This is a genomic window from Rhizobium phaseoli, from assembly GCF_010668805.1.
Lineage (GTDB): Bacteria > Pseudomonadota > Alphaproteobacteria > Rhizobiales > Rhizobiaceae > Rhizobium > Rhizobium phaseoli_A.
On record NZ_WUFT01000018.1, the window covers coordinates 108,091 to 130,396 of the forward strand.

Below are 22,306 nucleotides of genomic sequence, written 5' to 3' on the forward strand. Positions count from 1 at the left end.
ACGTCCATGAACATGCAGACGACGAGCCGCCTGACCGTGGCTGAAACCGCGCTGATCGAAGCATTCAACCATCAGATCGGCGATCTGCCGGGCAATGGCGCGGTGACCGCGCTGCGCGACCGGCTTCTCGACGATCTGAAGAAGGCCGGCCTGCCGACGCGGCGCATCGAAGCCTGGCATTACACCGATCTGAAAAACCTGCTGCGGGCCTTGCCGCCGCAGGTCGGCGACGCCGGCTCCGACGCGCTTGAGCCGCTGGTTGCCGGCTCGACGGTGCTGGCGGTGATCCAGGGCCATGCCAACCAGAAGGCTGCCGCCGACGGTCTTGGCGTTTCAGCCTATAGCGAACATCTGCTCGACGGCTCTGCCGCGGACGGGCTCGACGCACTTGACAGCGACGACGCGGTTGGGCGCATCAATGGCAGCTTCGTGCGCGATGGTTATGTCGTCGACGTGCCTGCCGATACCGAGTTTGAAGCTCCGCTCGAAATCCAGTTCGTCCATGCCGGCGGGCAGGTGCATACACGCCTTCCCGTTGCCTTCGGTGCCGGTACCAAGGCAACCGTCATCGAGCGTCACCTTGCGGTGACCGGCGATGCGGCACTGGTGTCCCACGTCAGTGACATCACGATCGGCGAGGGCGCCGAACTGACCTGGATCATCCTGCAGCAGCAGGGAGCCGAGGATACGCATCTCGGCCAGATCCGCATCGATCTCGGCGCCGACGCCAAGCTGCGCCTGTTCGTCATCAACGCCGGCGGCAAATTGGTGCGCCAGGAGCTGCATATCAAGGTAACCGGCGAGGGCGCCGATCTGACGTTGCGCGGCATCAACCTGCTCGGCGGTGAGAGCCATACCGACGTAACGATGGTGCTCGGCCACGACGTTCCGCACACCGGCTCGACCGAAGTGATCCGCAACGTCGTCTTCGACCGCGCCAAGGGTGTTTTCCAGGGCATGATCCGGGTGGCGCCGGATGCGCAGAAGACCGACGCCAAGATGGCCTGCAACACGTTGCTGATGTCGGACGATGCCGAATTCTCGGTCAAGCCCGAGCTCGAGATCTTCGCCGACGACGTGCAGTGCGGCCATGGAGCGACGGTGACCGATATCGACGCCAACCATCTCTACTATCTGATGGCGCGCGGCATTCCGGAGAACAAGGCGCGGGCGATGCTCGTCAACGCTTTCGTCGCCGAGATCGTCGAGGAACTGGAAGACGAGGCCCTGGTCGAAGCGCTGGAAGGCGTGATTTCGGCCTGGCTCGAAAAGCACGCCTGATCGGATAATAGCAATGGATAAGATCGTGCCGGCCACGCCATACGACGTCGAAGCCATCCGCCGGGATTTTCCGATCCTGGCGGAGAAGGTGCACGGCAAGCCGCTGGTCTATCTCGACAATGGCGCCTCGGCGCAGAAGCCGCAGGTGGTGATCGACGCCATATCGCATGCCTACAGCCACGAATATGCCAATGTGCATCGCGGCCTGCACTATCTCTCCAATGCCGCCACCGATGCCTATGAGGCAGCGCGCGAGAAGGTGCGCCGCTTCCTCAATGCCCCTTCGGTCAACGACATCGTTTTCACCAAGAATTCGACTGAGGCGATCAACACCGTCGCCTATGGCTGGGGCATGCCTGAGATCGGCGAAGGCGACGAAATCGTCCTGACGATCATGGAGCACCATTCCAACATCGTGCCCTGGCACTTCATCCGCGAGCGGCAGGGCGCCAAGCTGGTCTGGGTGCCGGTCGACGACGAGGGCGCCTTCCATATCGAGGATTTCGAAAAGAGCCTGACGGAGCGCACCAAGCTCGTCGCCATCACCCATATGTCGAATGCGCTCGGCACCATCGTTCCCGTTAAGGAAGTCTGCCGGATTGCGCATGAGCGCGGCATTCCCGTGCTGATCGACGGCAGCCAGGGTGCCGTGCATCTGCCGGTGGATGTGCAGGATATCGATTGCGACTGGTACGTTATGACCGGCCACAAGCTCTACGGGCCATCCGGCATCGGCGTGCTCTACGGCAAGAAGGAGCGGCTTTTGCAGATGCGCCCGTTCCAGGGCGGCGGCGAGATGATTTTCGAAGTTGCCGAGGATGCTGTCACCTACAATGATCCGCCGCATCGCTTCGAGGCCGGCACGCCGCCGATCGTCCAGGCGATCGGGCTCGGCTATGCGCTCGACTATATGGAGAAGGTCGGCCGCGAGGCGATCGCCCGCCATGAGGCCGATCTTGCCTCTTATGCTGTGGAACGGCTGAAATCGGTCAATTCGCTGCGGGTGTTCGGAACGGCGCCCGACAAGGGCAGTATCTTTTCCTTCGAACTTGCCGGCATCCATGCCCATGACGTCTCGATGGTGATCGACCGGCAGGGCGTTGCTGTGCGGGCCGGCACGCATTGCGCCATGCCGCTCTTGAAACGCTTCGGCGTCACCTCCACATGCCGTGCATCCTTCGGCATGTACAATACCCGCGCCGAGGTCGATGCCCTGGCCGATGCGCTTGAATATGCGCGCAAGTTCTTTGCTTGAGGAGTGTCCGTGATGAGCCTGGACGAAAGCGAACAGAAGATCGACGTGCGCGAAGGCATCGTGCATTCCAGCATTCCGGCCGATGAGCTGGCGCGGCTCAGCGACGACGTCATCAGCGCGCTGAAGACCGTCTACGATCCGGAAATTCCGGCCGACATTTTCGAACTCGGTCTGATCTACAAGATCGACATCGAGGACGACCGGATGGTGAAAATCATGATGACGCTGACCGCCCCAGGCTGCCCGGTTGCCGGCGAGATGCCGGGCTGGGTCGAAAATGCCGTCGGCGCCGTCGAAGGCGTATCGGGTGTCGAAGTGGCAATGACCTTCGATCCGCCGTGGACGCCGGAGCGCATGTCCGAAGAGGCGCAGGTCGCGGTCGGCTGGTACTGATACAGTACCGTGGTATTGATCCGTTTACTTGCGACGACTACATTTGAATCACGAAGCGCCGGATCTTGACCCCGGTTGCGGAAGGAGATGAGGCCCATGGGCTTTGCAATTATGAGCATGACGGATGGGGCTGCGGCCCGCGTCAAGGCGATCGTCGAGAACTCGGGGCCGGAGGCCAAGGGGGTGCGTGTCGGCATCAAGAAGGGCGGCTGCGCCGGGATGGAATATACCATCGACCTGGTGACCGAGCCCAATGCCAAGGACGATTTGATCGAACGCGACGGCGCCAGGGTCTGGGTCGAACCATCAGCCGTGCTCTATCTGCTCGGAACCGAAATGGGCTTCGAGCAGACGACGCTGCGCTCCGGCTTCACCTTCACCAATCCGAACCAGACATCGGCCTGCGGCTGCGGCGAATCCGTCGAACTGAAGCCCGCCGATCTCGCGGCCCTTGCCGGACAGCGCCAAAACGAACCGGCGCATTCCTGACACCTGCGGTCTTTCAGTCTGGCGGGAAATTCTCCGCCAGCCAATTCCTGATGAAATCCGGCTCGTCGTCGCCGAGATCATGGCTGGTCGGGACCAGTCTGGTTGTGACGCCGGCACCGCTTTTTTCAATCTGATCCCTGATGAGCACAACGTCCTCAGGCGCGCGCCGCTTGTCGCGTTCGCCTGCCAGAATGAGGATGAGATGGTTTCTGAGGTCCGGAAAATCGGCGGCTGGTGCCGGGGATAGTGGCCGCAGCAGGATGGCCCCGGCTACGGTTTCCTGGCGATGCAGCAGGATCGAGGCGGCGATGATCGCGCCGTTCGAAAAGCCGAGCAGCACAGGCGGCCGCTTCAGGAGCCCGGTTGTCGCGGCCTTCGCAAGAAAATCGGCGAGGTGATGGGTCTCGTTGAAGAGGTCGGCGTAGTCAAGCGTCCGGTCGGGGTTCCGCCGGAAGAACGCAAAACCTTCTTCCCATTCGACCGCGCCCCTTAGCGCCAGATAGGGACGATCCGGCCCGACCCTGTCGGCAAGGGCGATGAGATTGCGTTCATGCATGCCGCTTCCATGCAGCAGCACCAGTGGGGCCGAACCGAGTTCAGCTCTTCCTCTGATAAAAACGAAATCCTGACATTCCGGCATGGCATCGATCCGCGTCATTGGCGCGGATCGGCATAGGTTTGATTCAAGACGGGATTATAACAGCATCGCGACTTTTCGGCTCGGACTCAGTCGCGCTTGATGCTCATCAGCATTTCCCACATGTCGGCGCCGGTGTCGAAAACCACGGCGTTGGCCTTGTAGCTCTGCTCGGCTCCGATCAGGTCGGTCAGTTCGGTGGCCGGATCGACATCCGATGTTGTGGGGATGACGACGGCCTGGACACCGCTCGGTTCGACGGATGTGAGGCTGGTGTTCAGCCTGGCATAATCCGGTGTACTGGTGTTTGCGATGTTGTTGGCGATCGCGCCGATCCGCGTCGCCTGCGCCCGCATTCCCGAAAGAGCAGTGTTCGCAATGCCCGATATGCTCATCAGCGTTTCCCCAGAACTGGATGATCGTTTTTTACCGGCAAGGGCTTAGGGAATGCTGAAGGCGTAGCGTTAGCGAAGACCTTCAGGTCGGAGGTTGTGTGGCCATATCTGTTCCGGATTGGAACGGGATGATAGTGAGGGCGGCGGCGGTAGAGCCGGCGGCATGTGCCGATCGATTTCAGCATGTCCACCACCTATCCCGATGTATGGCAGTGCCATACATTGCTGGATGACAGGCTGCGGCCTTCGCGTGGATTTGTGGAGCAGGTGATGACCAAGAAGCGGCCGGAAGGCATCGAGACATATACGGCCCCTGCCGGTGGCTGGGGTGCACTCAAAGCCGTTGCCGAAACCCTTGCACGCCAGCAGGTCATCGCCCAGGGTGCTGCGACGCTGCTGAAAGCCAATCAGCCCGAGGGTTTCGATTGCCCCGGCTGCGCTTGGCCCGATCCCAAACATACGAGCTCATTCGAATTCTGCGAAAACGGTGCCAAGGCGATCACCTGGGAATCGACGGCAAAGCGCGCTGGACCCGACTTTTTCGCGACGCACGGCGTTGCCGAACTCTGGCAATGGAACGACCACCAGCTGGAAGACCAGGGCCGCCTGACGCATCCGCTGATCTATGACCATGTCAGCGACCACTACCTGCCGATCGGCTGGGACGAGGCCTTTGCGCTGATCGGCGACGAACTGCGCAAACTGCCCGACCCTGACATGGCCGAATTCTACACGTCGGGACGCGCCTCGAACGAGGCGGCATTTCTGTTCCAGCTGTTCGTCAGGGCTTACGGCACCAACAATTTTCCCGACTGCTCAAACATGTGCCATGAGGCGACCAGCGTCGGGCTGCCCGACTCGATCGGGGTCGGCAAGGGCACGGTGACGCTCGAGGATTTCGATCATGCCGATGCCATCTTTAGCTTCGGTCACAATCCGGGCACCAACCATCCCCGGATGATGACCACGCTGCACGATGCCGCGAGGCGCGGCGTTCCGATCGTGGTCTTCAATCCCTTGAAAGAACGGGCTCTCGAAAAATTCGCAGCACCGCAGAACCCGGTAGAAATGGCGATGATGTCGTCGACGCCGATCGCATCGGCCTATCACCAGGTCCGCACCGGCGGAGATCTTGCGGCCCTCAAGGGGATGATGAAGCGGATCTTCGAACGCGACGACGCCGATATCGCCGCAGGCGGCAAGGGCTTTCTCGATCGCGAGTTCATTGAGGGACACACGATCGGGCTGGAGGCTCTCAAGGCCGATGTGGTACAGACGGAGTGGGCTTCGATCCTCAGGAAATCGGGCCTGACGTTCGAAGCGCTGGATAGTGCTGTCGACGTCTATCTGAATGCCCGCAACGTCATCCTCTGCTACGGCATGGGCATCACCCAGCACAGCCACGGCACCGCCAACGTGCAGCAGCTGGCCAATTTCCTGATGCTGCGGGGGAATATCGGCCGCCAGGGCGCCGGCATCTGCCCGCTGCGGGGACATTCGAACGTTCAGGGCGACCGCACGGTCGGGATCACCGAAATCCCCAATAAGGCGCTGCTCGACGGCATGGAAAAGGCCTTCGGTTTCCGCCCGCCGGAGGAGAAGGGCCATAACGCCGTCGAAGCCATCGAGGCGATCATCGCGGGCCGGTCGAAGGCGCTGATCTGCCTCGGCGGCAATCTGGCCGTGGCGATATCCGATCCGGACGCGACGTTCACAGGCATGCGCAAGCTCGACCTTGCCGTTCACATCGCGACGAAACTCAATCGCTCGCACCTGTTGATCGCCCGGACCTCGATCATTTTTCCCGTTCTCGGCCGCACCGACCAGGACATCCAGAAGACCGGACCGCAATCGGTGACCGTCGAGGATTCCATGTCGATGGTGCATGCCTCGCGCGGTTTCCTGAAGCCGCCGGGCGAGCAGCTTCGCTCCGAGCCTGCGATCATCGCTGGTATCGCCAAGGCAACGCTCGGCGGCAAATACGATATCGATTGGGACGGGATGGTTGGTGATTACAGCCGTATTCGGGAAAAGATCGCGGTCGTCTTTCCCGATTTTCATGACTTCAACACCAGGGTCAGGACACCCGGCGGCTTCCGGCTGACGGTCGAGGCCGCCGACCGGCAATGGCTCACGCCTTCAGGCAAGGCGCATTTCCTCGTGGCGCCGGGACTGGAAGAAGATCCCCGGCTTGTCGACGCGGACACGCTGGTTCTGACGACGCTGCGCAGTCACGACCAGTACAATACGACGATCTACAGCCTCGACGACCGCTATCGGGGCGTCTTCGGCCGCCGTGATATCCTCTTCATGAACAGCAACGATCTTTCCGCGCGTGGCCTGACCGATGGCGACAGGGTCGATATCGAATCGGTTGGGGAAACAGGCAACAAGTCGGTCAAAGGCTTCACCGCGGTGGCCTACGACATTCCGGCCGGGTCGGTGGCTGGATATTATCCCGAGATGAACAGGGTCATCGCGCTTGCCGATTACGACCGAAAATCGGGAACCCCTGCCTATAAGGGTGTGCCTGTGAAGGTGCTGAAGTCGGCATAAGCGGGGCAGGCGCTTGCCGGCCTCAAGTTAAAGCGCGTCGCATGTAACTTGATTCATTCGACGCGTTTTAGCTCTTTGTTTTTATGCATGTCGTTATCCGGGAACCGCGGCACACTTCCCGGCGACATGCATTATCGCGACGCCACCCAGTCGTGCCAATCGCTTTCGTTGCCGTTGAACACGTTGAGGTCGATCTTGCCTTCGACGCCTTCGGAGAGACCGGAACCGGAATATTGCCAGAAGAGCCATTTGCGGTCAGGGTAGACTTTGGAGGGGTGAGCGGCCACCGAGCGCAGCCAGAAGGGATAGTCGAGCATCTGACCCTTCAAATTGTCGCGGTAGAAATCCGGCGCCGTGTAGATGATCGGCCGCTGGCCGTAATAGCGCTCCAGTTTGTCCATGAACACCTGCATCTTTTCCCGGACGCGGGCGGGGGATATGCGGCGCTTGCAGCTCGATTCGCCATTCCATTCGACGTCGATGACGGGCGGAAGCGCGTTTGCTTCCCTCGGCACGTTGCGGATGAACCAGTCGGCCTGTTCGCCTGCCGTCCGGCACCAGTAGAAGAAGTGATAGGCGCCGTGTTTCAGGCCGGCTTCCTTGGCGCGGCGCCAGTTTTTCTTGAACATCGGATCGAGGTGATCGCCGCCGTCCGTCGCCTTGATGTAGACGAAATTGGCGCCTTGCCCGCGCAACGTCTCCCAATCGATCTCGCCCTGCCAGCGCGACACGTCGACGCCATGCACGGCAAGCTTTCTCGGCGAGGTGGAGCCGAAGTTGATCGGTTTGGCATCGCGGAAGCGGTGGCCGTAGATCTGTCCGCGTGACGGCGATCTCCTGCCGACATCGGGATCGATTCCCGGGTTGGTGGGCATGAGCATCGCGACGGGCCTTTCCGTCGGCATCGGCATGCCGACCGGCCTGTCCTGGGGCACGAGCGCCTGTGGGTCGGGAACCGGTCCTGTCCAGCTCAAGGCTTCCTGCGGGGCGCTTGTCTGTGCCGTGTCGCCGACAGCGGCAGCCGGTATCGGGCCGCTCGGCTTGGCGATCGCATTGGTCGTTTCCGGCGACGGCACGTTGCCCAGCACATCTTCGGCGCCGGAACTGGCGGCGCATCCCGACAGGATCAGGGCGGCAAGGAGGATTGCTGGCAAAGCCGATGAACGCATGAGAACCTGCACGCAAAACAAAAGGTCGGCGGCAATATTCCTGCTGGAGAAAAACCGCCCATTTTCAATTGCTAACAGAGACTTGCTAAGAAAGGTTAAATTTGAACCCACTGCCTTGAAACGGGCATCGTTGCGCGCATCGAAGGCCGACGCGCAGGCAGCCCCTCCCAACCTGTGAGAGGGGCTTGCCGAATTGCTGCTACTCCGCCGCCTCGGCATAAGATTCGACTGGCGGGCAGGTGCAGATCAGGTTGCGGTCGCCGTAGACATTGTCGACGCGATTGACCGGGGACCAGTATTTGTCGACGCGGAAGGCGCCGGGCGGGAAGCAGGCCTGTTCGCGGGTATAGGGACGGTCCCATTCGCCGACGAGGTCTTCCACCGTGTGCGGAGCGTTCTTCAGCGGATTGTCCACCTTGTCCATGCGGCCGTCTTCGATGGCGCGGGCTTCCTCGCGGATTGCCAGCATCGCCTCGCAGAAGCGGTCGAGTTCGGCCTTGGTCTCGCTTTCCGTCGGCTCGATCATCAGCGTGCCGGCCACCGGCCAGCTCATCGTCGGCGCATGGAAGCCGCAGTCGATCAGCCGCTTGGCGACGTCGTCGACGGTCACGCCGCAGCTGTCGACCAGTGGGCGGGTGTCGATGATGCATTCATGCGCCACACGGCCGGCGGCCGACTTATAGAGCACGTCATAGGCGCCCTTCAGCCGGGCGGCGATGTAGTTGGCGTTGAGGATCGCCACCTTGGTTGCCTGCGTCAGCCCTTCGCCGCCCATCATCAGGCAGTAGCTCCAGGAGATCGGCAGGATCGAGGCCGAGCCGAAGGCTGCGGCCGAAACCGCGCCGGAACGGCCGTCGGTTTCCGGGTGGCCGGGCAGGTAGGGCGCCAGATGCGCCTTGACGCCGATCGGCCCCATGCCGGGGCCGCCGCCGCCATGCGGGATGCAGAAGGTCTTGTGCAGGTTGAGGTGGGACACGTCCGAGCCGATGTCGCCGGGACGGGACAGGCCAACCATGGCGTTCATGTTGGCGCCGTCGAGATAGACCTGGCCGCCATTGGTATGCACGAGATCGCAGATTTCCTTGACGGTCTCTTCGAAGACGCCGTGCGTCGAAGGGTAGGTGATCATGCAGCAGGAGAGGTTTGCCGCATGCGCCTCAGCCTTGGCGCGGAAATCGTCGAGATCGATGTCACCGTTCTCGCGCACCTTGACGACCACCACCTTCATGCCGACCATCTGGGCCGAGGCCGGGTTGGTGCCGTGGGCCGAGGTCGGGATCAGGCAGACGTCGCGATGGCCCTCGCCGTTGGCGATATGAAAGTTGCGGATCGTCAGCAGACCGGCATATTCGCCTTGAGCACCGGAATTCGGCTGCATGGAGAAGGCGTCGTATCCGGTGACGGCGCAGAGCTTTTCGATCAGGTCGTCGATCATCTCGCGGTAGCCGAGCGCCTGGTCGGCCGGCACGAAGGGATGGATGTCGGAAAATTCCGGCCAGGTGATCGGCAGCATTTCCGCCGTCGCATTGAGCTTCATCGTGCAGGAACCGAGCGGGATCATCGAGCGGTCGAGCGCCAGATCCCGGTCGGAGAGCCGGCGGATGTAACGCGTCATCTCGCTTTCGGCGCGGTTCATGTGGAAGATAGGATGGGTGAGGTAATTGCTGGTTCTGAGCAGGCCCCTCGGCAGCCGATAGGAAGGCTCGAAATCGGCAATGGTGAAATTGCCGCCGAAGGCGCGCCAGACAGCTTCGAGCGTTGCCGGCCGCGTGCGCTCGTCAAGGCTCATGCCGATCTGGGTTTCGCCGACCTTGCGCAGATTGACGCCTTCGGCGACGGCGGCGCGCAGGATGAGCCCCTGCATGTGGCCGACATCGACGGTGATGGTGTCGAAGAAGCTTTCCGGCTCGACCTTATAGCCGAGCTTTTCCAGGCCCTTGGCCATCAGCACGGCCTTCTGGTGCACCTGCTGAGCGATCGCCTTGATACCCTCGGGACCATGGAAGACCGCATACATCGAGGCCATGACGGCCAGTAGCACCTGGGCGGTGCAAATGTTCGACGTCGCCTTCTCGCGGCGGATATGTTGCTCGCGGGTCTGCAACGACAGGCGATAGGCGCGGTTGCCGCGGGCATCGACTGAAACGCCGACGAGACGGCCGGGCATGGAGCGCTTGATCGCATCCTTGACCGACATGTAGGCCGCATGCGGGCCGCCATAGCCGACCGGGACGCCGAAGCGCTGCGAGGAGCCGACGGCAATATCGGCGCCCATTTCGCCGGGTGATTTCAACAGCGTCAGCGCCAGGATATCGGCGGCGACGATCGATATGGCGCCGGCCTGGTGCAGGCGAGAAATCAGGCCGGTGAAATCATGCACATGGCCGTGGGTGCCCGGATACTGGAAGATCGCGCCGAAGACATCGACCGGATCGAGATCGGTGAAGGGATTGCCGACGATGACCTGCCAGCCGAGCGGCTCGGCGCGGGTGCGGATCAAGGCGATGGTCTGCGGATGGCAATCGGCATCGACGAAGAAGGCCTTTGCCTTCGATTTAGCGACGCGTTCGGCAATCGCCATGCCTTCGGCGGCGGCGGTCGCCTCGTCGAGCAGCGAGGCATTGGCGACGTCGAGGCCGGTTAGGTCGCAGACCATCGTCTGGTAGTTGAGAAGCGCTTCCAGGCGGCCCTGGCTGATCTCCGGCTGGTAGGGCGTATAGGCCGTATACCAGGCCGGATTTTCCAGGATGTTGCGCTGGATGACCGGCGGCGTGATCGTGCCGTAGTAACCCTGGCCGATCAGCGACACCAGCACCTTGTTCTTGTTGGCGGTCTCGCGCAGCTTGTCGAGCGCCTCGCGCTCGGTCATCGGCGCGCCCCAGACGAGCGGCGCCTTCTGGCGGATTGCGGGCGGCAATGTCGCGTCGATCAAGCCGTCGAGGCTGTTATAGCCGATCACCTTCAACATGTCGGTCATCTCGGCCGGCGAGGGACCGATGTGGCGGCGATTGGCAAAATCGTAGGGCTGATAGTCGGTGAACTGGAATTCAGTCGGCGTCGTCATTACGCGGTGAGCTCCTTATAGGCGGCCTCGTCGAGCAGGCCGTCGGCGTCCGCGGCATTTGCGAGCTTCAGCTTGAAAAACCAGCCGGCGCCTTGAGGATCGGAATTGACCAGCGACGGATCGGCGACGATGGCGGGATTGACCTCGGTGATCTCGCCGTCGAGCGGACAATAGACGTCGGAGGCAGCCTTGACGGATTCAACGGTCGCGGCATTGCCGTTCTTGGAGAAGGTCGCGCCGACTTCCGGCAGTTCGACGAAAACCAGGTCGCCGAGCTGATCGACGGCATAATTGGTGATACCGACCGTTGCAACGCCGCCTTCGATCTGCAGCCATTCGTGTTCTTCGGTAAATTTCAGCATTGTTCGTCCTCTCTGGAAAGGTTTAGCGTTTGTAGGTCGGTGTGACGAAGGGCAGGGCGCTGACGGTGATCGGCAGATATTTGCCGCGCACCTCGGCGTAGACGAGCGTGCCGGCCGCTGCATGGGAGACCGGCACGTAGCCCATGGCGACGGGGCCCTCGACACTGGGGCCGAAGCCGCCCGAGGTGACTTCGCCGATTTCGGCCTTGCCCTCGGCATCGGCATAGAGCTTGGCATGGCCGCGCACCGGCGCCTTTCCCTCAGGCTTCAGGCCGACGCGACGGCGGGCGGCGCCGTTTTCGAGTTCGGAAAGGATGCGGCCGGAACCCGGGAAGCCGCCGGCGCGTGCGCCGCCCGTGCGCCTTGCCTTCTGCATCGCCCATTCCAGCGCCGCTTCGACCGGCGAAGTGGTGGTGTCGATATCGTTGCCATAGAGGCAGAGGCCGGCTTCGAGGCGCAGAGAGTCACGGGCGCCGAGGCCGATCGCCTGGACATCGGGATGCTCGAGCAACCGCATGGTGACATCCTCGGCCTTATCAGCCGGGATCGAGATTTCGAAACCGTCCTCGCCGCTATAGCCGGAGCGCGAGACAAGACAGGAAACATCGTGCAGCCGGCAGTGGCGCACATCCATGAATTTCATCGCCGCCACGTCGGCCCAGAGTTCGGCGAGAACCTCGACCGCACGCGGTCCCTGCAGCGCGATCAAAGCGCGGTTCAGCAGTGTGATGTCACATCGGTCGCCGATATGAGCCTGCAGATGGGCGAGATCGGCTTCCTTGCAGGACGCGTTGACGACGACGAAAAGATGGTCGTCGAGATGGGCGATCATCAGATCGTCGAGAATGCAGCCGCTGTCGTCGGTGAAGAAGCCGTAGCGCTGGCGGCCTTCGGCAAGGCCGAGGAAATCGACCGGCACCAGGCTTTCGAGCGCCAGCGCGGCGTCCTCGTAGCTGCCGGATTTCGCCTTCACGATGACTTGGCCCATGTGGGAGACATCGAAGAGGCCGGCCTCGGTGCGGGTATGGAGATGCTCCTTCATTACGCCGGCCGGATATTGCACCGGCATGTCGTAGCCCGCAAACGGCACCATGCGGGCGCCAAGCTGGAGATGCAGGGCATGCAGCGGGGTTTTCTTCAGGGCAGCAGTATCGTCCAAAAGACGCCTCCGGGGTTTGCGCCTTCTTGCGAAGGCGCGGGCTCAAATCTGAAGGCGCGGCTGCGCACTTCTCTCCTGAGCCCCCTCTGTCCCTTTGCCTGAGATTGTTATCCCTTCGGCGAGCGTTTCGAGAACGCTTCTCTCCAGAGTTCCGTCTGCCCCTTGCTGGTCCTTTTGCCTGAGAGTTTCCGGGGCGGTTGCTCCTTCGGCACCGGTGGCAAAGCACCGGATTCTCCCAACAAGGTTGGCGCAATTATCCGGCGGTTGTGGCTCTTGGCAAGCGGCAAATGTCGTCACAGAGCAAATTTTTGTCGTCTTATTCCGATCAGGCCTTAAACTGCAGCAAATCTGCTTTTGCATTTCGGCTGTAAACCGGCTATCGCGGCTTGCTGTTGAAGGGGATCTCATGCGGCCGACCGGACTGAAAGCGACGCTGTTTTTGCGCATGCTTTGCGCATTGAGCTTCGCTTTGCTCGGTCTTGCCCATCAGCCGCAGCAGGCTGTCGCCTCCGAAGGCTATCATGCGGCGGCCTATATGCTGCCCGACGGCACCTTCGCTTCGCTCTGCGTCACGGGGAAGGACGCAGACGGCAAGCCCGCCGCCTTCAAGCCGAATTGCGAAGCCTGCCGGCTGTCGGCCACCGTGATCCTACCGGCACCGGATGCCGGCTCCTGGCTCGAACGCAAGCTCGCTTCGCTCGTCAATTCGCCGATCGAAACATCAGCCGTTACCGGCGCACGCGCCGTCAGCCGGGCAAATTCCCGCGCGCCTCCCATCCTCGCCTGATCTGCCTTCGCACTTATGATGCAGCATGCCGGTTTGCCTGAGAGAAATTCGCGGCCGGCGAGGAGATATCCGATGAAGATTAGCAAGACATTTGGCAAGACATTCGCGCTTGCCGCCCTTCTTTCCGCGACCGCGATCGCCGGCGCAGAAGCGCATGTGACCTTCCTCGACAGGGAAGCGACCCAGGAGACCACAATTCTCGCGACGCTGCAGGTGCCGCACGGCTGCGACGGCAAGGCCACCACGGAAGTGCGGGTCAAGCTGCCGGAAGGCTTTGTCTTCGCCAAGCCGCAGCCGAAGGCCGGCTGGGAGCTCGAGGTAATCAAGGGCGACTACCAGAAGACCTACGACAATCACGGCGACAAGGTGAAGACAGGCGCGGTCGAGATCCGCTGGAAGAACGGCAATCTCTCCGACGATTTCTACGACACCTTCGTCATCCAGGGTAAGGTTTCGGGCGTCGAGGCCGGCACTTCGCTCGCCTTTCCGGTGACGCAGATGTGCGGCGACACGGTCGAGGCCTGGGATCAGGTGGCAAAGGATGGCGGCGACGCGCATGGGATGAAAACCCCGGCACCGCTGTTGAAGGTTGTTGCCGGCGAAGACCATGGTCACGATCATGACGACATGGCTGGCATGAACATGTCCGGTATGCCTGGGATGGGTGCTGCGGCACCAACCGATGAAACGGTCAAGGCCGGCGATCTCGAAGTCTCCGGCGGGTTCGCCAAGGCGATGCTGCCCGGCCAGCCGGTCGGCGGCGGCTTTTTCACGGTGAAGAACAACGGCCAGACGGACGACCGGCTGCTGTCTGTGACATCGCCTGCAGCAGGCGAGGTTCAGATCCACGAGATGGTGACGAAGGACAACGTCATGCGGATGCGCCAGCTGAAGGACGGCATCGCCATCGCCGCTGGCCAGACGGTCAAGCTCGAGCCCGGCAACCTGCATCTGATGTTCCAGAAGGTGAAGACGCCATTCAAGCAGGGCGATAGCGTGGCGGTGACGCTGACCTTCGAAAAGGCCGGCAAGGTCGACCTGGTACTGCAGGTGCTGTCGGCGCAGGGCAAGTAAGCGCGATCCGATTGAAACAGGAAAGCCCGCGACTGTGATCGCAGTCGCGGGCTTTCATTGATAAGGCGGTTGCCTCAGACCTCTTCGTAGGATTGCAGAGCCTGCTTGAGGCCGGCCTGCGGCTGGCGGTTGCCTTTGGCCATCAGGTCGAGCGCCACTTCCGTCGACTGGATGATGCTGGAGGGTTCCTCGGCCTGATCCGGGCTGTCGGCCTGCAATTGCCGGTCGGCGATGCGGCGTGCATCGCGCGCGGCAGTGCTGGTCGCGACACGCTGGGGAATCCTCAGCGATTCGAAGGCAATGGCAGCAGTGTTGGCCGATACGGTCAGGAGCTGGGTCATGCCGTCACCGTATAGGCATGATCTTGGCGCCATCATAAAAAAATCATCGGCATTTTACCGGATGGTAAGAATTCATTCCGTCGCGATTGGAATCTTTGCGGAGTTGCGATAAATCCGGCTGATGATCCAGGCTCTTCTCGTCGCGGTCGGCGGCGCTATCGGTTCCCTTCTCAGATATTATGTCGGCCAATGGACGCTGAGGCTGATGGGCCCGGCCTTTCCCTGGGGCACGCTTGCAGTCAATGTCGCCGGTTGCTTCGTCATCGGCGTCTTCGCCGAGCTGATCGCGCGCAGGTTCAACGCCTCGGTGGAACTGCGGCTCTTGCTGATCACCGGCTTCCTCGGCGGCTTCACCACCTTCTCGGCCTTCTCGCTGGATGCGATCTCGCTGTTCGAGCGCGGCGAGGCGGTGGCGGGCGGCATCTACATCGCGGCGAGCGTCGGGCTTTCGATGGCGGCCGTCATGGCGGGCCTTGCCGTCATGCGCGCTGTGGCCTGATTTCTTTTCCGGTTTCCGTTTTGCTTGAAAATGCTCTAAAGGCTGCGGCAAGAACGCCGGCTTGGTCCGCGCTGCAATTTCCGAAAGATTTTTTATGGCTGGCATAGAACATATCAAGGTTGAAGCCGACGAAGCGGGCATGCGGCTCGATCGCTGGTTCAAGGTGCACTTTCCAGGGCTCGGCTTTGGGCCGCTGCAGAAGCTTTTGCGCTCCGGCCAGGTGCGCGTCGACGGCGGCCGTGTCAAATCGGATGCGCGCGTGCAGCCCGGCCAGACGGTGCGAGTGCCGCCGCTCGATGTCGATGCGAAGAAGTCCGGACCGATCGCCGGCAAGGATCTCAAGCATTCGTCCGATTTCGAACTCCTGTCGCGCATGGTGCTGCATGAGGACGATAAGGTGATCGTGCTCAACAAGCCGCCCGGTATTGCGGTGCAGGGCGGCTCCGGTGTCGCCCGGCATATCGACCAGATGCTCGAAGCCTGGACCAGCCCGAAGGGCGAGAAGCCGCGGCTCGTCCATCGCCTCGACCGCGATACGTCTGGTGTTCTCGTCATCGCCCGCACCCGCGGCGCCGCACAGAAGCTGACGGCCGCCTTCCGCGAACGTGACACCAAGAAGACCTATTGGGCGCTGGTCAAGGGCGTTCCGCGCAAACACGAAGACAAGATCTCGACCTGGCTCGTCAAGGAACCCACCGCCGATGGCGACCGCATGCGCATCGCCAGACACGGCGAGGACGGCGCCGACCATGCGATTTCCTTCTATCGCGTGCTGGAGACGGCGGCGCAGAACCTCGCATGGCTGGAGATGGAGCCCTATACCGGCCGAACCCACCAATTGCGCGTCCATGCCCTGCATATCGGCCATCCGATCATCGGCGATCCGAAATATTTCGACGATGATCCGAATTGGGATTTTCCGGGCGGCGTCCAGAAGAAGCTGCATCTGCATGCGCGCCGCATCGACATCCCGCACCCGTCCGGCGGCCGCCTGCGCGTCAGCGCGCCGCTGCCGTCGCATATGGTGCAGACCTGGAACCTGCTCGGTCTCGACCTTGCCGGCGCTGAAAGGGACAGCGAATGAAACTCGCCCTTTTCGATTGCGACGGCACGCTGGTCGACAGCGCCGGCCTGATTCATGAAACCATGCGTCGGACCTTCGAGAAATTCGGCAAGCCGGAACCGCGATTTGAGGACACCAAGGCGATTATCGGCCTATCGCTGGATATCGCGATTGCCCGCATGCAGGGCAGGCCGCATGTCGAGCAGGCCGATATCGAGATGACGGCGCATTACAAATCGCTGTTTTCGGTCGTGCGCCAGGATCTCGACTACAGGGAGCCGCTGTTTCCCGGCATTCGCGAGATGATCGACGCGATCACCGGGCGCGAGGATCTGCTGATCGGCGCAGTGACAGGAAAATCCAGGCGCGGGCTGAACCTCGTGATGGAGACGCACGGCTTCGACCGACATTTCACCGTTGCCCGCACCGCCGACGATTGCCCTTCCAAGCCGCATCCGGCCATGGTGACGGAATGCTGTGATGAATGCCGCTGATGCCATTGTCATCGGCGATGCCATTTACGATATGCAGATGGCAAAGGCTGCCGGCGCCAAGGCGATCGGCGTTGCCTGGGGCTATGCCAGCGTGGATGAGCTGATCGCCAACGGCGCCGATGCGATCGCCTATCATCCAAACGAGATACTACGCCATTTTTCCTGAGGTGAGCCTATGCGCGATCTGCTGAACGATCTTTCCGAAGGCCTGAGCCATCCCGATCCGATCCGCCGGGCGCAGATCCAGATGAAGAAGCCGCTGCCGAAGCGTTTCTACACCGACGTCTCGGTTGCCGAGCACGAGGGTGGTTTTGCGATCACGCTCGACGGCAAGATGGTGCGCACGCCGGCACGGCTGGTTCTCGCCGTTCCCACGCAGGCGCTGGCGCGGTTGGTTGCCGCCGAATGGCAGGCGCAGGGCGAAGAGATCGATCCCATGACGATGCCCATGACGCGGCTCGTCAACACCGCGCTCGACGGCATTACCGGCAACACGCAGGCGATTCTTGAGGATATCCTGCGCTTTTCGTCGAGCGACCTTATCTGCTACCGCGCCGATGGGCCGGAACTGCTGGTCGAGCGCCAGGCCGAGCGCTGGGACCCGGTGGTCGACTGGGCGGCGAACGATCTCGGCGCCCGCTTCATCCTCATCGAAGGCGTGATGCCGCGTGAGCAGCCGCGCGAGGCGATCGCCGCCTTCGCCGTCACGCTCGCCAGACATGACAACCCGATCGCCCTCGCGGCACTCCACACAGTCACCACGCTCACCGGTTCGGCGATCCTGGCGCTCGCCTTTGCCTGCGGCCGGGTGACGATGGAGGAAGCCTGGTCGCTTGCCCATCTCGACGAGGACTGGACGATCGAGCATTGGGGCGGCGACGAGGAAGCCGAGGAGCGGCGGGCCAAGCGCTTTGCCGACTTCAGGGCGGCGACGGATGTTTTTTTCGCCCTAAGCGCCTGAAACATATTGCCTTCCCCGCCATTATGACGAAATCTGCGACTCCAACAGGGCGTGCGGGATTTTGCGATGAATTGGCTGAGGTCGTGTTTTTGCCGGGCCGCACTCGTTTGTGTCGCGCTTACGGCCTGCGGCAGCCTCTCGGCGAAAAAGCCGGAGGCACCGGTCTATGATGTGCGCAGTGCCGTGGTTGTCTCCGGGCCGAACATGCCGGCCGAGCTGCTTGGCGGCATCAACGACCGCGTCAACGCCGCGATCAACGCCACGGTGCGCGACACCGTGCTGCCGCGGGTGGTGCTGACGATCCGCGTGGTGTCCATCGAGAAAGGCCTCGGCTTCCAGAAGGACCGCAACGTCGCCAAGATCAGCATCGACGCGGCCGCCGTCGAGGACGGATCGGTCATCGCCGTCAGCGCCTTCGACGTGACCAGCATTGCCGCCGACCCCAAGCTCGCCGACGAGATCCTGGCCGAGGACGTCGCAGCCAGGATACGCTCGGTTTTCTCACTCAGCGGGCGTGGGCGCTAAAGCATGTCGCGCAAAAGTGTGCTGCAGTTTTGCGATCACAACATGCGGAAACAAAGCGAGGAAATCGCATGAAGGAAATTCTCGAAGAACTGGAACGGCGCCGCGGCGTCGCCCGCCTCGGCGGCGGCGAGGCGCGCATCGACGCCCAGCACAAGCGCGGCAAGCTGACGGCGCGCGAGCGCATCGACCTCTTCCTCGACGAAGGCTCGTTCGAGGAGTTCGACATGTTCGTTGAACATCGCTCCACCGATTTCGGCATGGACAAGAGCCGTGTTGCCGGCGACGGGGTCGTCACCGGCTGGGGCACGGTCAATGGCCGCACCGTGTTTGTCTTCGCCAAGGACTTCACCGTCTTCGGCGGCTCGCTTTCGGAAGCGCATGCCGAGAAGATCATGAAGGTGCAGGACATGGCGCTGAAGAACCGCGCGCCGATCGTCGGCATCTATGATGCAGGCGGCGCCCGCATCCAGGAGGGCGTGGCGGCACTTGGCGGTTATGCCGAGGTATTCCAGCGCAATGTGCTTGCTTCCGGCGTCATCCCGCAGATCTCCGTCATCATGGGCCCCTGTGCCGGTGGCGACGTTTATTCGCCGGCGATGACCGATTTCATCTTCATGGTGCGTGACACCTCCTACATGTTCGTCACCGGGCCTGATGTGGTGAAAACCGTCACCAACGAGACGGTGACGGCGGAAGAACTCGGCGGTGCCGTGGTCCACACGGTGCGCTCTTCAATTGCCGATGGCGCTTATGAGAATGATGTCGAAACGCTGCTGCAGGTGCGCCGGCTGATCGATTTCCTGCCGCTTTCCAACACCGCGCCGCTGCCCGAGATCGAATGTTACCAGCCGGTGACAGAGGTCGACATGTCGCTCGATACGCTGGTGCCGGCCAGCGCCAACAAGCCATACGATATCAAGGAGTTGATCCGGAAGGTGGCGGACGAGGGGGATTTCTTCGAGATCCAGGCAAAATTCGCCGGCAATATCGTCTGTGGTTTCGGCCGCGTCGAAGGCTCCACCGTCGGTTTTGTCGCCAACCAGCCGATGGTGCTGGCCGGCGTGCTTGACAGCGACGCGTCGCGCAAGGCAGCACGCTTTGTGCGCTTCTGCGACTGCTTCAACATTCCGATCGTCACCTTCGTCGACGTGCCGGGCTTCCTGCCGGGGACGGCGCAAGAGTATGGCGGTCTTATCAAGCACGGCGCCAAGCTGCTCTTCGCCTATGCCGAGGCAACGGTGCCGAAGCTGACGGTCATCACCCGCAAGGCCTTTGGCGGCGCCTATGATGTGATGGCCTCGAAGCATCTGCGCGGCGATCTCAACTACGCCTGGCCGACGGCGCAGATCGCCGTGATGGGCGCCAAGGGCGCGGTCGAGATCATCTTCCGCAAGGATATCGCCGATCCGGAAAAGATCGCCGCCCACACGAAAATGTACGAGGATCGCTTCCTTTCACCCTTCGTCGCCGCCGAGCGCGGTTATGTCGACGAGGTGATCATGCCGCATTCGACCCGGCGGCGGCTGGCGCGCGGCCTGAAGATGCTGCGCAACAAGGATCTCGCCAATCCCTGGAAGAAACACGACAACATCCCGCTTTAAGATTTGGCCGATGAATAAAATCGTCCGATCAGGTGTTTAGCTGTCGAAAATGTGAACAGTTGTCAGCGATCCGTGTGTTCAATCCTTGCCGGCGACAGGCTAACGCTCGGCGGTATTCTTTTAATGGAGAGGTTTTATGTCAAGTTTCGAGCGTCTTTCTGCCTACCGCCCCTATGGGCTGGCCGCTCTCAGAATCATCACCGCGCTGCTGTTCATCGAACATGGCACGATGAAGCTTTTCGGCTTCCCGGCCTCGCAGATGTCGGGCTCGCTGCCGCCGCTGATGCTTTTCGCGGCCTTTCTTGAGCTTGTCGGCGGCATCCTTATTCTCGTCGGCTTGCTGACGCGTCCCGTCGCTTTCCTGCTCGCCGGTGAAATGGCGGTTGCCTATTTCATGGCGCATGCCCCGAACAGCTTCTTCCCGGCCGTCAATCAGGGCGACGCCGCGATTCTGTTCTGCTTCGTCTTCCTCTACCTGTTCTTCTCCGGTCCCGGCGCATTTTCCGTCGATAACCGCAAGGCAGCCTGAGCTGATATTGACTGCGGGGGCATTACGATGCTCCCGCAGCGTTTTGGTGATCAGGCGGTAAGCTTGAGACCGGCGATGCCGCCGACGATCAGCACGATACAGGCAAGACGGGAGACACTTGCCTCATCGCCCAGCAGCCAGATGCCGAGGAACACGGTGCCGACCGTGCCGATGCCGGTCCAGACCGCATAGGCGGTGCCGATCGGCAGGTGCTTCACCGCCAGGCCGAGCAGCACGATGCTGAACACCATGGATATGACAGTCAATGCGGTCGGCAGCGGCCGTGTGAAACCATCGGTGTATTTAAGGCCGATCGCCCAGCCACATTCGAAAAGACCGGCGAGAAAAAGCAGAAACCAGGCCATACGACTCTCCTTGTTCAAGAGCGAGGCCGTCCCCGCGACGGTTGCATCCTCAAGATGCCGCAGTCGTCTGCGATAACCCTATATGCGTTAGGGAACGGCTGTGTTCAAGGTAGGAATCCGCATGGCTACCGTGCCACCCGTTTCTTGCGGGCTTGGGAATGAGATTACGGCTGACCGCCGGCCTCTGAGGAAACGCTCTTGGCGCGGCGGCAGAGGCGGTCGAAGGTTTCGAGGAAGCGTGAACGGTCTTTCGGGCTGAAGGCGGCGTTGTAGCCCTTGCTTTCGCCGGTTTCGCGCAAATGCGCGCCGAGATCACGCATGGCGCTCGCCATGCCGATATTGGTCTCGTCGAAGACGCGGCCTGTGGGGCCGCTGACGAAGGCGCCGGTGGCGACACAGCGCACCGCGAGCGGCACATCGGCGGTGACCACGACGTCGCCCGCGCCGGCGCGTTCGGCGATCCAGTTGTCGGCGGCATCGAAGGCGTTGGAGACGATGACATTGTGGATCATCGGATCGCGCGACGGGCGCAGGCCCGAATTGGCGACGAAGGTAACTTCGAGACCGTGGCGTTCTGCGACCTTCAGCACTTCCGGCTTCACCGGGCAGGCATCGGCATCGACATAGATCATGACAATATCCTTGCCGGCTGGATGGCCAGCTGACGGACCATGTCGATATGGGGAATGCCGTCTTCCAGATATTCCTCCGATGCCACGCTGAAGCCGAAGGATTCGTAGAAGCGGCGCAAATGGGCCTGCGCCGACAAGGCGATGGGGTTTGCCGGATAAAGCCGCTCGCAAGCGGAGATCGCTTCGCGCATCAATGCATCGCCGAGGCGCTTACCACGATGGGCCGGCGAGACGACGACGCGGCCGATTTTGGACGGATCATGCGGCTCGTGCGGTGTCAGGATCCGCGCCGAAGCCAGAAGTTCGCCGCTCTCCAGCAACCGCAAATGCAGGGCATCGACATCTTTGCCGTCGAGTTCCGGATAGGCACAGTTTTGCTCGACGACGAAGACATCGACGCGCATTTTCAAGAGGGCGTAGAGCTCCCGCGCGAGCAGCTCATCGAAGGTCTTGAGGTCGGTCGTGTAGGTCTTGGAAGGCATCAGTAGACCACCACGCCGCGGATGCTTTCGCCTTTGTGCATCATGTCGAAGCCCTTGTTGATGTCTTCGAGCGGCATCGTGTGGGTGATCATCGGGTCGATCTGGATCTTGCCCTGCATGTACCAGTCGACGATCTTCGGCACGTCGGTACGCCCACGCGCGCCGCCGAAGGCGGTGCCCATCCAGTTGCGGC

23 protein-coding genes, 2 pseudogenes and 1 riboswitch are annotated in these 22,306 nt (G+C 61.8%); of the genes and pseudogenes, 14 read left to right on the plus strand and 11 right to left on the minus strand.

Annotated features, from left to right (window positions below; all coding sequences use genetic code 11):
• Positions 1 to 6 precede the first annotated feature (6 nt).
• The 4 genes from sufD to sufA all read left to right on the plus strand — a co-directional run bounded on the left by sufD (position 7) and on the right by sufA (position 3,418).
• On the plus strand, positions 7 to 1,281 hold the full coding sequence (sufD, locus tag GR197_RS24755; RefSeq protein WP_164014323.1) for a Fe-S cluster assembly protein SufD: 1,275 nt from the start codon (positions 7 to 9) through the stop codon (positions 1,279 to 1,281).
• Positions 1,282 to 1,294: 13 nt separating this feature from the next.
• Positions 1,295 to 2,536: a cysteine desulfurase gene (locus GR197_RS24760; RefSeq protein WP_164014325.1), complete on the plus strand. Its 1,242-nt coding sequence runs from the start codon at positions 1,295 to 1,297 to the stop codon at positions 2,534 to 2,536.
• A gap of 12 nt (positions 2,537 to 2,548) precedes the next feature.
• On the plus strand, positions 2,549 to 2,929 hold the full coding sequence (locus tag GR197_RS24765) for an SUF system Fe-S cluster assembly protein (protein ID WP_164014327.1): 381 nt from the start codon (positions 2,549 to 2,551) through the stop codon (positions 2,927 to 2,929).
• 96 nt (positions 2,930 to 3,025) lie between these two features.
• The gene (gene sufA, locus GR197_RS24770; protein ID WP_164014329.1) at positions 3,026 to 3,418 is read left to right on the plus strand and encodes a Fe-S cluster assembly scaffold SufA; all 393 of its coding nucleotides are present in this window, start codon (positions 3,026 to 3,028) and stop codon (positions 3,416 to 3,418) included.
• A 13-nt stretch (positions 3,419 to 3,431) separates the two neighbouring features.
• On the opposite strand, the gene GR197_RS24775 is transcribed toward sufA, so the two are convergent.
• Together GR197_RS24775 and GR197_RS24780 are read right to left on the minus strand one after the other, a co-directional pair.
• Positions 3,432 to 4,076: an alpha/beta hydrolase gene (locus tag GR197_RS24775; RefSeq protein ID WP_246724680.1), complete on the minus strand. Its 645-nt coding sequence runs from the start codon at positions 4,074 to 4,076 to the stop codon at positions 3,432 to 3,434.
• A 68-nt stretch (positions 4,077 to 4,144) separates the two neighbouring features.
• The gene (locus GR197_RS24780; protein WP_164014331.1) at positions 4,145 to 4,450 is read right to left on the minus strand and encodes a flagellar basal body rod protein FlgC; all 306 of its coding nucleotides are present in this window, start codon (positions 4,448 to 4,450) and stop codon (positions 4,145 to 4,147) included.
• Positions 4,451 to 4,720: 270 nt separating this feature from the next.
• Between GR197_RS24780 and GR197_RS24785 the strand changes: the two genes are divergently transcribed.
• Entirely contained in the window at positions 4,721 to 7,006 is a 2,286-nt protein-coding gene (locus GR197_RS24785; RefSeq protein WP_164014333.1) for an FdhF/YdeP family oxidoreductase, read from the plus strand.
• 131 nt (positions 7,007 to 7,137) lie between these two features.
• Here the strand turns inward: GR197_RS24785 and GR197_RS24790 are convergent, their stop codons facing one another.
• From GR197_RS24790 to gcvT, 4 genes are all read right to left on the minus strand, one after another.
• A complete protein-coding gene (locus GR197_RS24790) occupies positions 7,138 to 8,175 on the minus strand; it encodes a glycoside hydrolase family 25 protein (protein ID WP_164014335.1) in 1,038 nt (345 codons plus the stop codon).
• A gap of 199 nt (positions 8,176 to 8,374) precedes the next feature.
• Positions 8,375 to 11,239, minus strand: a complete 2,865-nt coding sequence (gene gcvP, locus GR197_RS24795) for an aminomethyl-transferring glycine dehydrogenase (protein ID WP_164014338.1) — start codon at positions 11,237 to 11,239, stop codon at positions 8,375 to 8,377.
• Entirely contained in the window at positions 11,239 to 11,601 is a 363-nt protein-coding gene (gcvH, locus tag GR197_RS24800) for a glycine cleavage system protein GcvH (RefSeq protein ID WP_097619626.1), read from the minus strand. The genes gcvP and gcvH overlap by 1 nt, the downstream gene beginning before the upstream one ends.
• 22 nt (positions 11,602 to 11,623) lie before the next feature.
• The gene (gene gcvT / locus GR197_RS24805) at positions 11,624 to 12,760 is read right to left on the minus strand and encodes a glycine cleavage system aminomethyltransferase GcvT (protein ID WP_164014340.1); all 1,137 of its coding nucleotides are present in this window, start codon (positions 12,758 to 12,760) and stop codon (positions 11,624 to 11,626) included.
• Between the two features lie 156 nt (positions 12,761 to 12,916).
• Positions 12,917 to 13,008: riboswitch (glycine riboswitch) on the minus strand.
• A 158-nt stretch (positions 13,009 to 13,166) separates the two neighbouring features.
• Here gcvT and GR197_RS24810 point away from each other — a divergent pair.
• Positions 13,167 to 13,547: a hypothetical protein gene (locus GR197_RS24810; protein WP_164014341.1), complete on the plus strand. Its 381-nt coding sequence runs from the start codon at positions 13,167 to 13,169 to the stop codon at positions 13,545 to 13,547.
• Positions 13,548 to 13,619: 72 nt separating this feature from the next.
• Positions 13,620 to 14,621 (plus strand): DUF1775 domain-containing protein, encoded by a 1,002-nt coding sequence (locus tag GR197_RS24815; RefSeq protein WP_164014343.1) that lies wholly within the window; start codon positions 13,620 to 13,622, stop codon positions 14,619 to 14,621.
• A 74-nt stretch (positions 14,622 to 14,695) separates the two neighbouring features.
• On the opposite strand, the gene GR197_RS24820 is transcribed toward GR197_RS24815, so the two are convergent.
• Positions 14,696 to 14,962: a hypothetical protein gene (locus tag GR197_RS24820; protein ID WP_164014345.1), complete on the minus strand. Its 267-nt coding sequence runs from the start codon at positions 14,960 to 14,962 to the stop codon at positions 14,696 to 14,698.
• A 121-nt stretch (positions 14,963 to 15,083) separates the two neighbouring features.
• Here GR197_RS24820 and crcB point away from each other — a divergent pair, with 121 nt between their 5' ends.
• The 7 genes and pseudogenes from crcB (at position 15,084) to GR197_RS24855 (ending at position 20,634) form a co-directional block, all read left to right on the plus strand.
• Complete coding sequence (gene crcB, locus GR197_RS24825) at positions 15,084 to 15,461, plus strand: fluoride efflux transporter CrcB (RefSeq protein WP_164014347.1); 378 nt, start codon at positions 15,084 to 15,086, stop codon at positions 15,459 to 15,461.
• 94 nt (positions 15,462 to 15,555) lie between these two features.
• Positions 15,556 to 16,545, plus strand: coding sequence for an RluA family pseudouridine synthase (locus tag GR197_RS24830; RefSeq protein WP_164014349.1), 990 nt, complete (start codon positions 15,556 to 15,558; stop codon positions 16,543 to 16,545).
• A pseudogene (locus GR197_RS24835) lies at positions 16,542 to 17,184 on the plus strand (HAD-IA family hydrolase). The gene GR197_RS24830 and the pseudogene GR197_RS24835 overlap by 4 nt, the downstream one beginning before the upstream one ends.
• 9 nt (positions 17,185 to 17,193) lie before the next feature.
• Positions 17,194 to 17,979, plus strand: a complete 786-nt coding sequence (locus GR197_RS24840) for an ATP12 family chaperone protein (protein WP_164014351.1) — start codon at positions 17,194 to 17,196, stop codon at positions 17,977 to 17,979.
• Positions 17,980 to 18,045: 66 nt separating this feature from the next.
• Positions 18,046 to 18,504 carry a hypothetical protein gene (locus GR197_RS24845; RefSeq protein WP_164014353.1) on the plus strand — a complete coding sequence of 153 codons (459 nt, stop codon included), beginning with the start codon at positions 18,046 to 18,048 and terminating at the stop codon, positions 18,502 to 18,504.
• 68 nt (positions 18,505 to 18,572) lie between these two features.
• Positions 18,573 to 20,105, plus strand: a complete 1,533-nt coding sequence (locus tag GR197_RS24850; protein WP_164014356.1) for an acyl-CoA carboxylase subunit beta — start codon at positions 18,573 to 18,575, stop codon at positions 20,103 to 20,105.
• A 136-nt stretch (positions 20,106 to 20,241) separates the two neighbouring features.
• On the plus strand, positions 20,242 to 20,634 hold the full coding sequence (locus tag GR197_RS24855; RefSeq protein WP_007629199.1) for a DoxX family protein: 393 nt from the start codon (positions 20,242 to 20,244) through the stop codon (positions 20,632 to 20,634).
• A 50-nt stretch (positions 20,635 to 20,684) separates the two neighbouring features.
• Here the strand turns inward: GR197_RS24855 and GR197_RS24860 are convergent, their stop codons facing one another.
• From GR197_RS24860 to GR197_RS24875, 4 genes and pseudogenes are all read right to left on the minus strand, one after another.
• Positions 20,685 to 20,999 carry a DMT family transporter gene (locus GR197_RS24860; RefSeq protein WP_164014357.1) on the minus strand — a complete coding sequence of 105 codons (315 nt, stop codon included), beginning with the start codon at positions 20,997 to 20,999 and terminating at the stop codon, positions 20,685 to 20,687.
• 164 nt (positions 21,000 to 21,163) lie between these two features.
• A complete protein-coding gene (locus GR197_RS24865; protein WP_164014359.1) occupies positions 21,164 to 21,631 on the minus strand; it encodes a YaiI/YqxD family protein in 468 nt (155 codons plus the stop codon).
• Positions 21,628 to 22,113 (minus strand): GNAT family N-acetyltransferase, encoded by a 486-nt coding sequence (locus tag GR197_RS24870; RefSeq protein ID WP_164014361.1) that lies wholly within the window; start codon positions 22,111 to 22,113, stop codon positions 21,628 to 21,630. The genes GR197_RS24865 and GR197_RS24870 overlap by 4 nt, the downstream gene beginning before the upstream one ends.
• Positions 22,113 to 22,306: pseudogene (locus tag GR197_RS24875) on the minus strand (S-(hydroxymethyl)glutathione dehydrogenase); the annotation flags it as partial. The gene GR197_RS24870 and the pseudogene GR197_RS24875, both read right to left, overlap by 1 nt.

Coding starts and splice junctions, on each gene's coding strand:
- GR197_RS24855 (WP_007629199.1), top strand. CDS start 20,242: ATGTCAAGTTTCGAGCGTCTTTCTGCCTACCGCCCCTATGGGCTGGCC.
- GR197_RS24780 (WP_164014331.1), bottom strand. CDS start 4,450: ATGAGCATATCGGGCATTGCGAACACTGCTCTTTCGGGAATGCGGGCG.
- GR197_RS24810 (WP_164014341.1), top strand. CDS start 13,167: ATGCGGCCGACCGGACTGAAAGCGACGCTGTTTTTGCGCATGCTTTGC.
- GR197_RS24815 (WP_164014343.1), top strand. CDS start 13,620: ATGAAGATTAGCAAGACATTTGGCAAGACATTCGCGCTTGCCGCCCTT.
- GR197_RS24790 (WP_164014335.1), bottom strand. CDS start 8,175: ATGCGTTCATCGGCTTTGCCAGCAATCCTCCTTGCCGCCCTGATCCTG.
- GR197_RS24840 (WP_164014351.1), top strand. CDS start 17,194: ATGCGCGATCTGCTGAACGATCTTTCCGAAGGCCTGAGCCATCCCGAT.
- GR197_RS24845 (WP_164014353.1), top strand. CDS start 18,046: ATGAATTGGCTGAGGTCGTGTTTTTGCCGGGCCGCACTCGTTTGTGTC.
- GR197_RS24870 (WP_164014361.1), bottom strand. CDS start 22,113: ATGCCTTCCAAGACCTACACGACCGACCTCAAGACCTTCGATGAGCTG.
- GR197_RS24785 (WP_164014333.1), top strand. CDS start 4,721: ATGACCAAGAAGCGGCCGGAAGGCATCGAGACATATACGGCCCCTGCC.
- GR197_RS24850 (WP_164014356.1), top strand. CDS start 18,573: ATGAAGGAAATTCTCGAAGAACTGGAACGGCGCCGCGGCGTCGCCCGC.
- sufA (WP_164014329.1), top strand. CDS start 3,026: ATGGGCTTTGCAATTATGAGCATGACGGATGGGGCTGCGGCCCGCGTC.
- GR197_RS24860 (WP_164014357.1), bottom strand. CDS start 20,999: ATGGCCTGGTTTCTGCTTTTTCTCGCCGGTCTTTTCGAATGTGGCTGG.
- crcB (WP_164014347.1), top strand. CDS start 15,084: ATGATCCAGGCTCTTCTCGTCGCGGTCGGCGGCGCTATCGGTTCCCTT.
- gcvH (WP_097619626.1), bottom strand. CDS start 11,601: ATGCTGAAATTTACCGAAGAACACGAATGGCTGCAGATCGAAGGCGGC.
- GR197_RS24765 (WP_164014327.1), top strand. CDS start 2,549: ATGAGCCTGGACGAAAGCGAACAGAAGATCGACGTGCGCGAAGGCATC.
- GR197_RS24820 (WP_164014345.1), bottom strand. CDS start 14,962: ATGACCCAGCTCCTGACCGTATCGGCCAACACTGCTGCCATTGCCTTC.
- GR197_RS24865 (WP_164014359.1), bottom strand. CDS start 21,631: ATGATCTATGTCGATGCCGATGCCTGCCCGGTGAAGCCGGAAGTGCTG.
- GR197_RS24830 (WP_164014349.1), top strand. CDS start 15,556: ATGGCTGGCATAGAACATATCAAGGTTGAAGCCGACGAAGCGGGCATG.
- sufD (WP_164014323.1), top strand. CDS start 7: ATGAACATGCAGACGACGAGCCGCCTGACCGTGGCTGAAACCGCGCTG.
- GR197_RS24760 (WP_164014325.1), top strand. CDS start 1,295: ATGGATAAGATCGTGCCGGCCACGCCATACGACGTCGAAGCCATCCGC.
- GR197_RS24775 (WP_246724680.1), bottom strand. CDS start 4,076: ATGACGCGGATCGATGCCATGCCGGAATGTCAGGATTTCGTTTTTATC.
- gcvP (WP_164014338.1), bottom strand. CDS start 11,239: ATGACGACGCCGACTGAATTCCAGTTCACCGACTATCAGCCCTACGAT.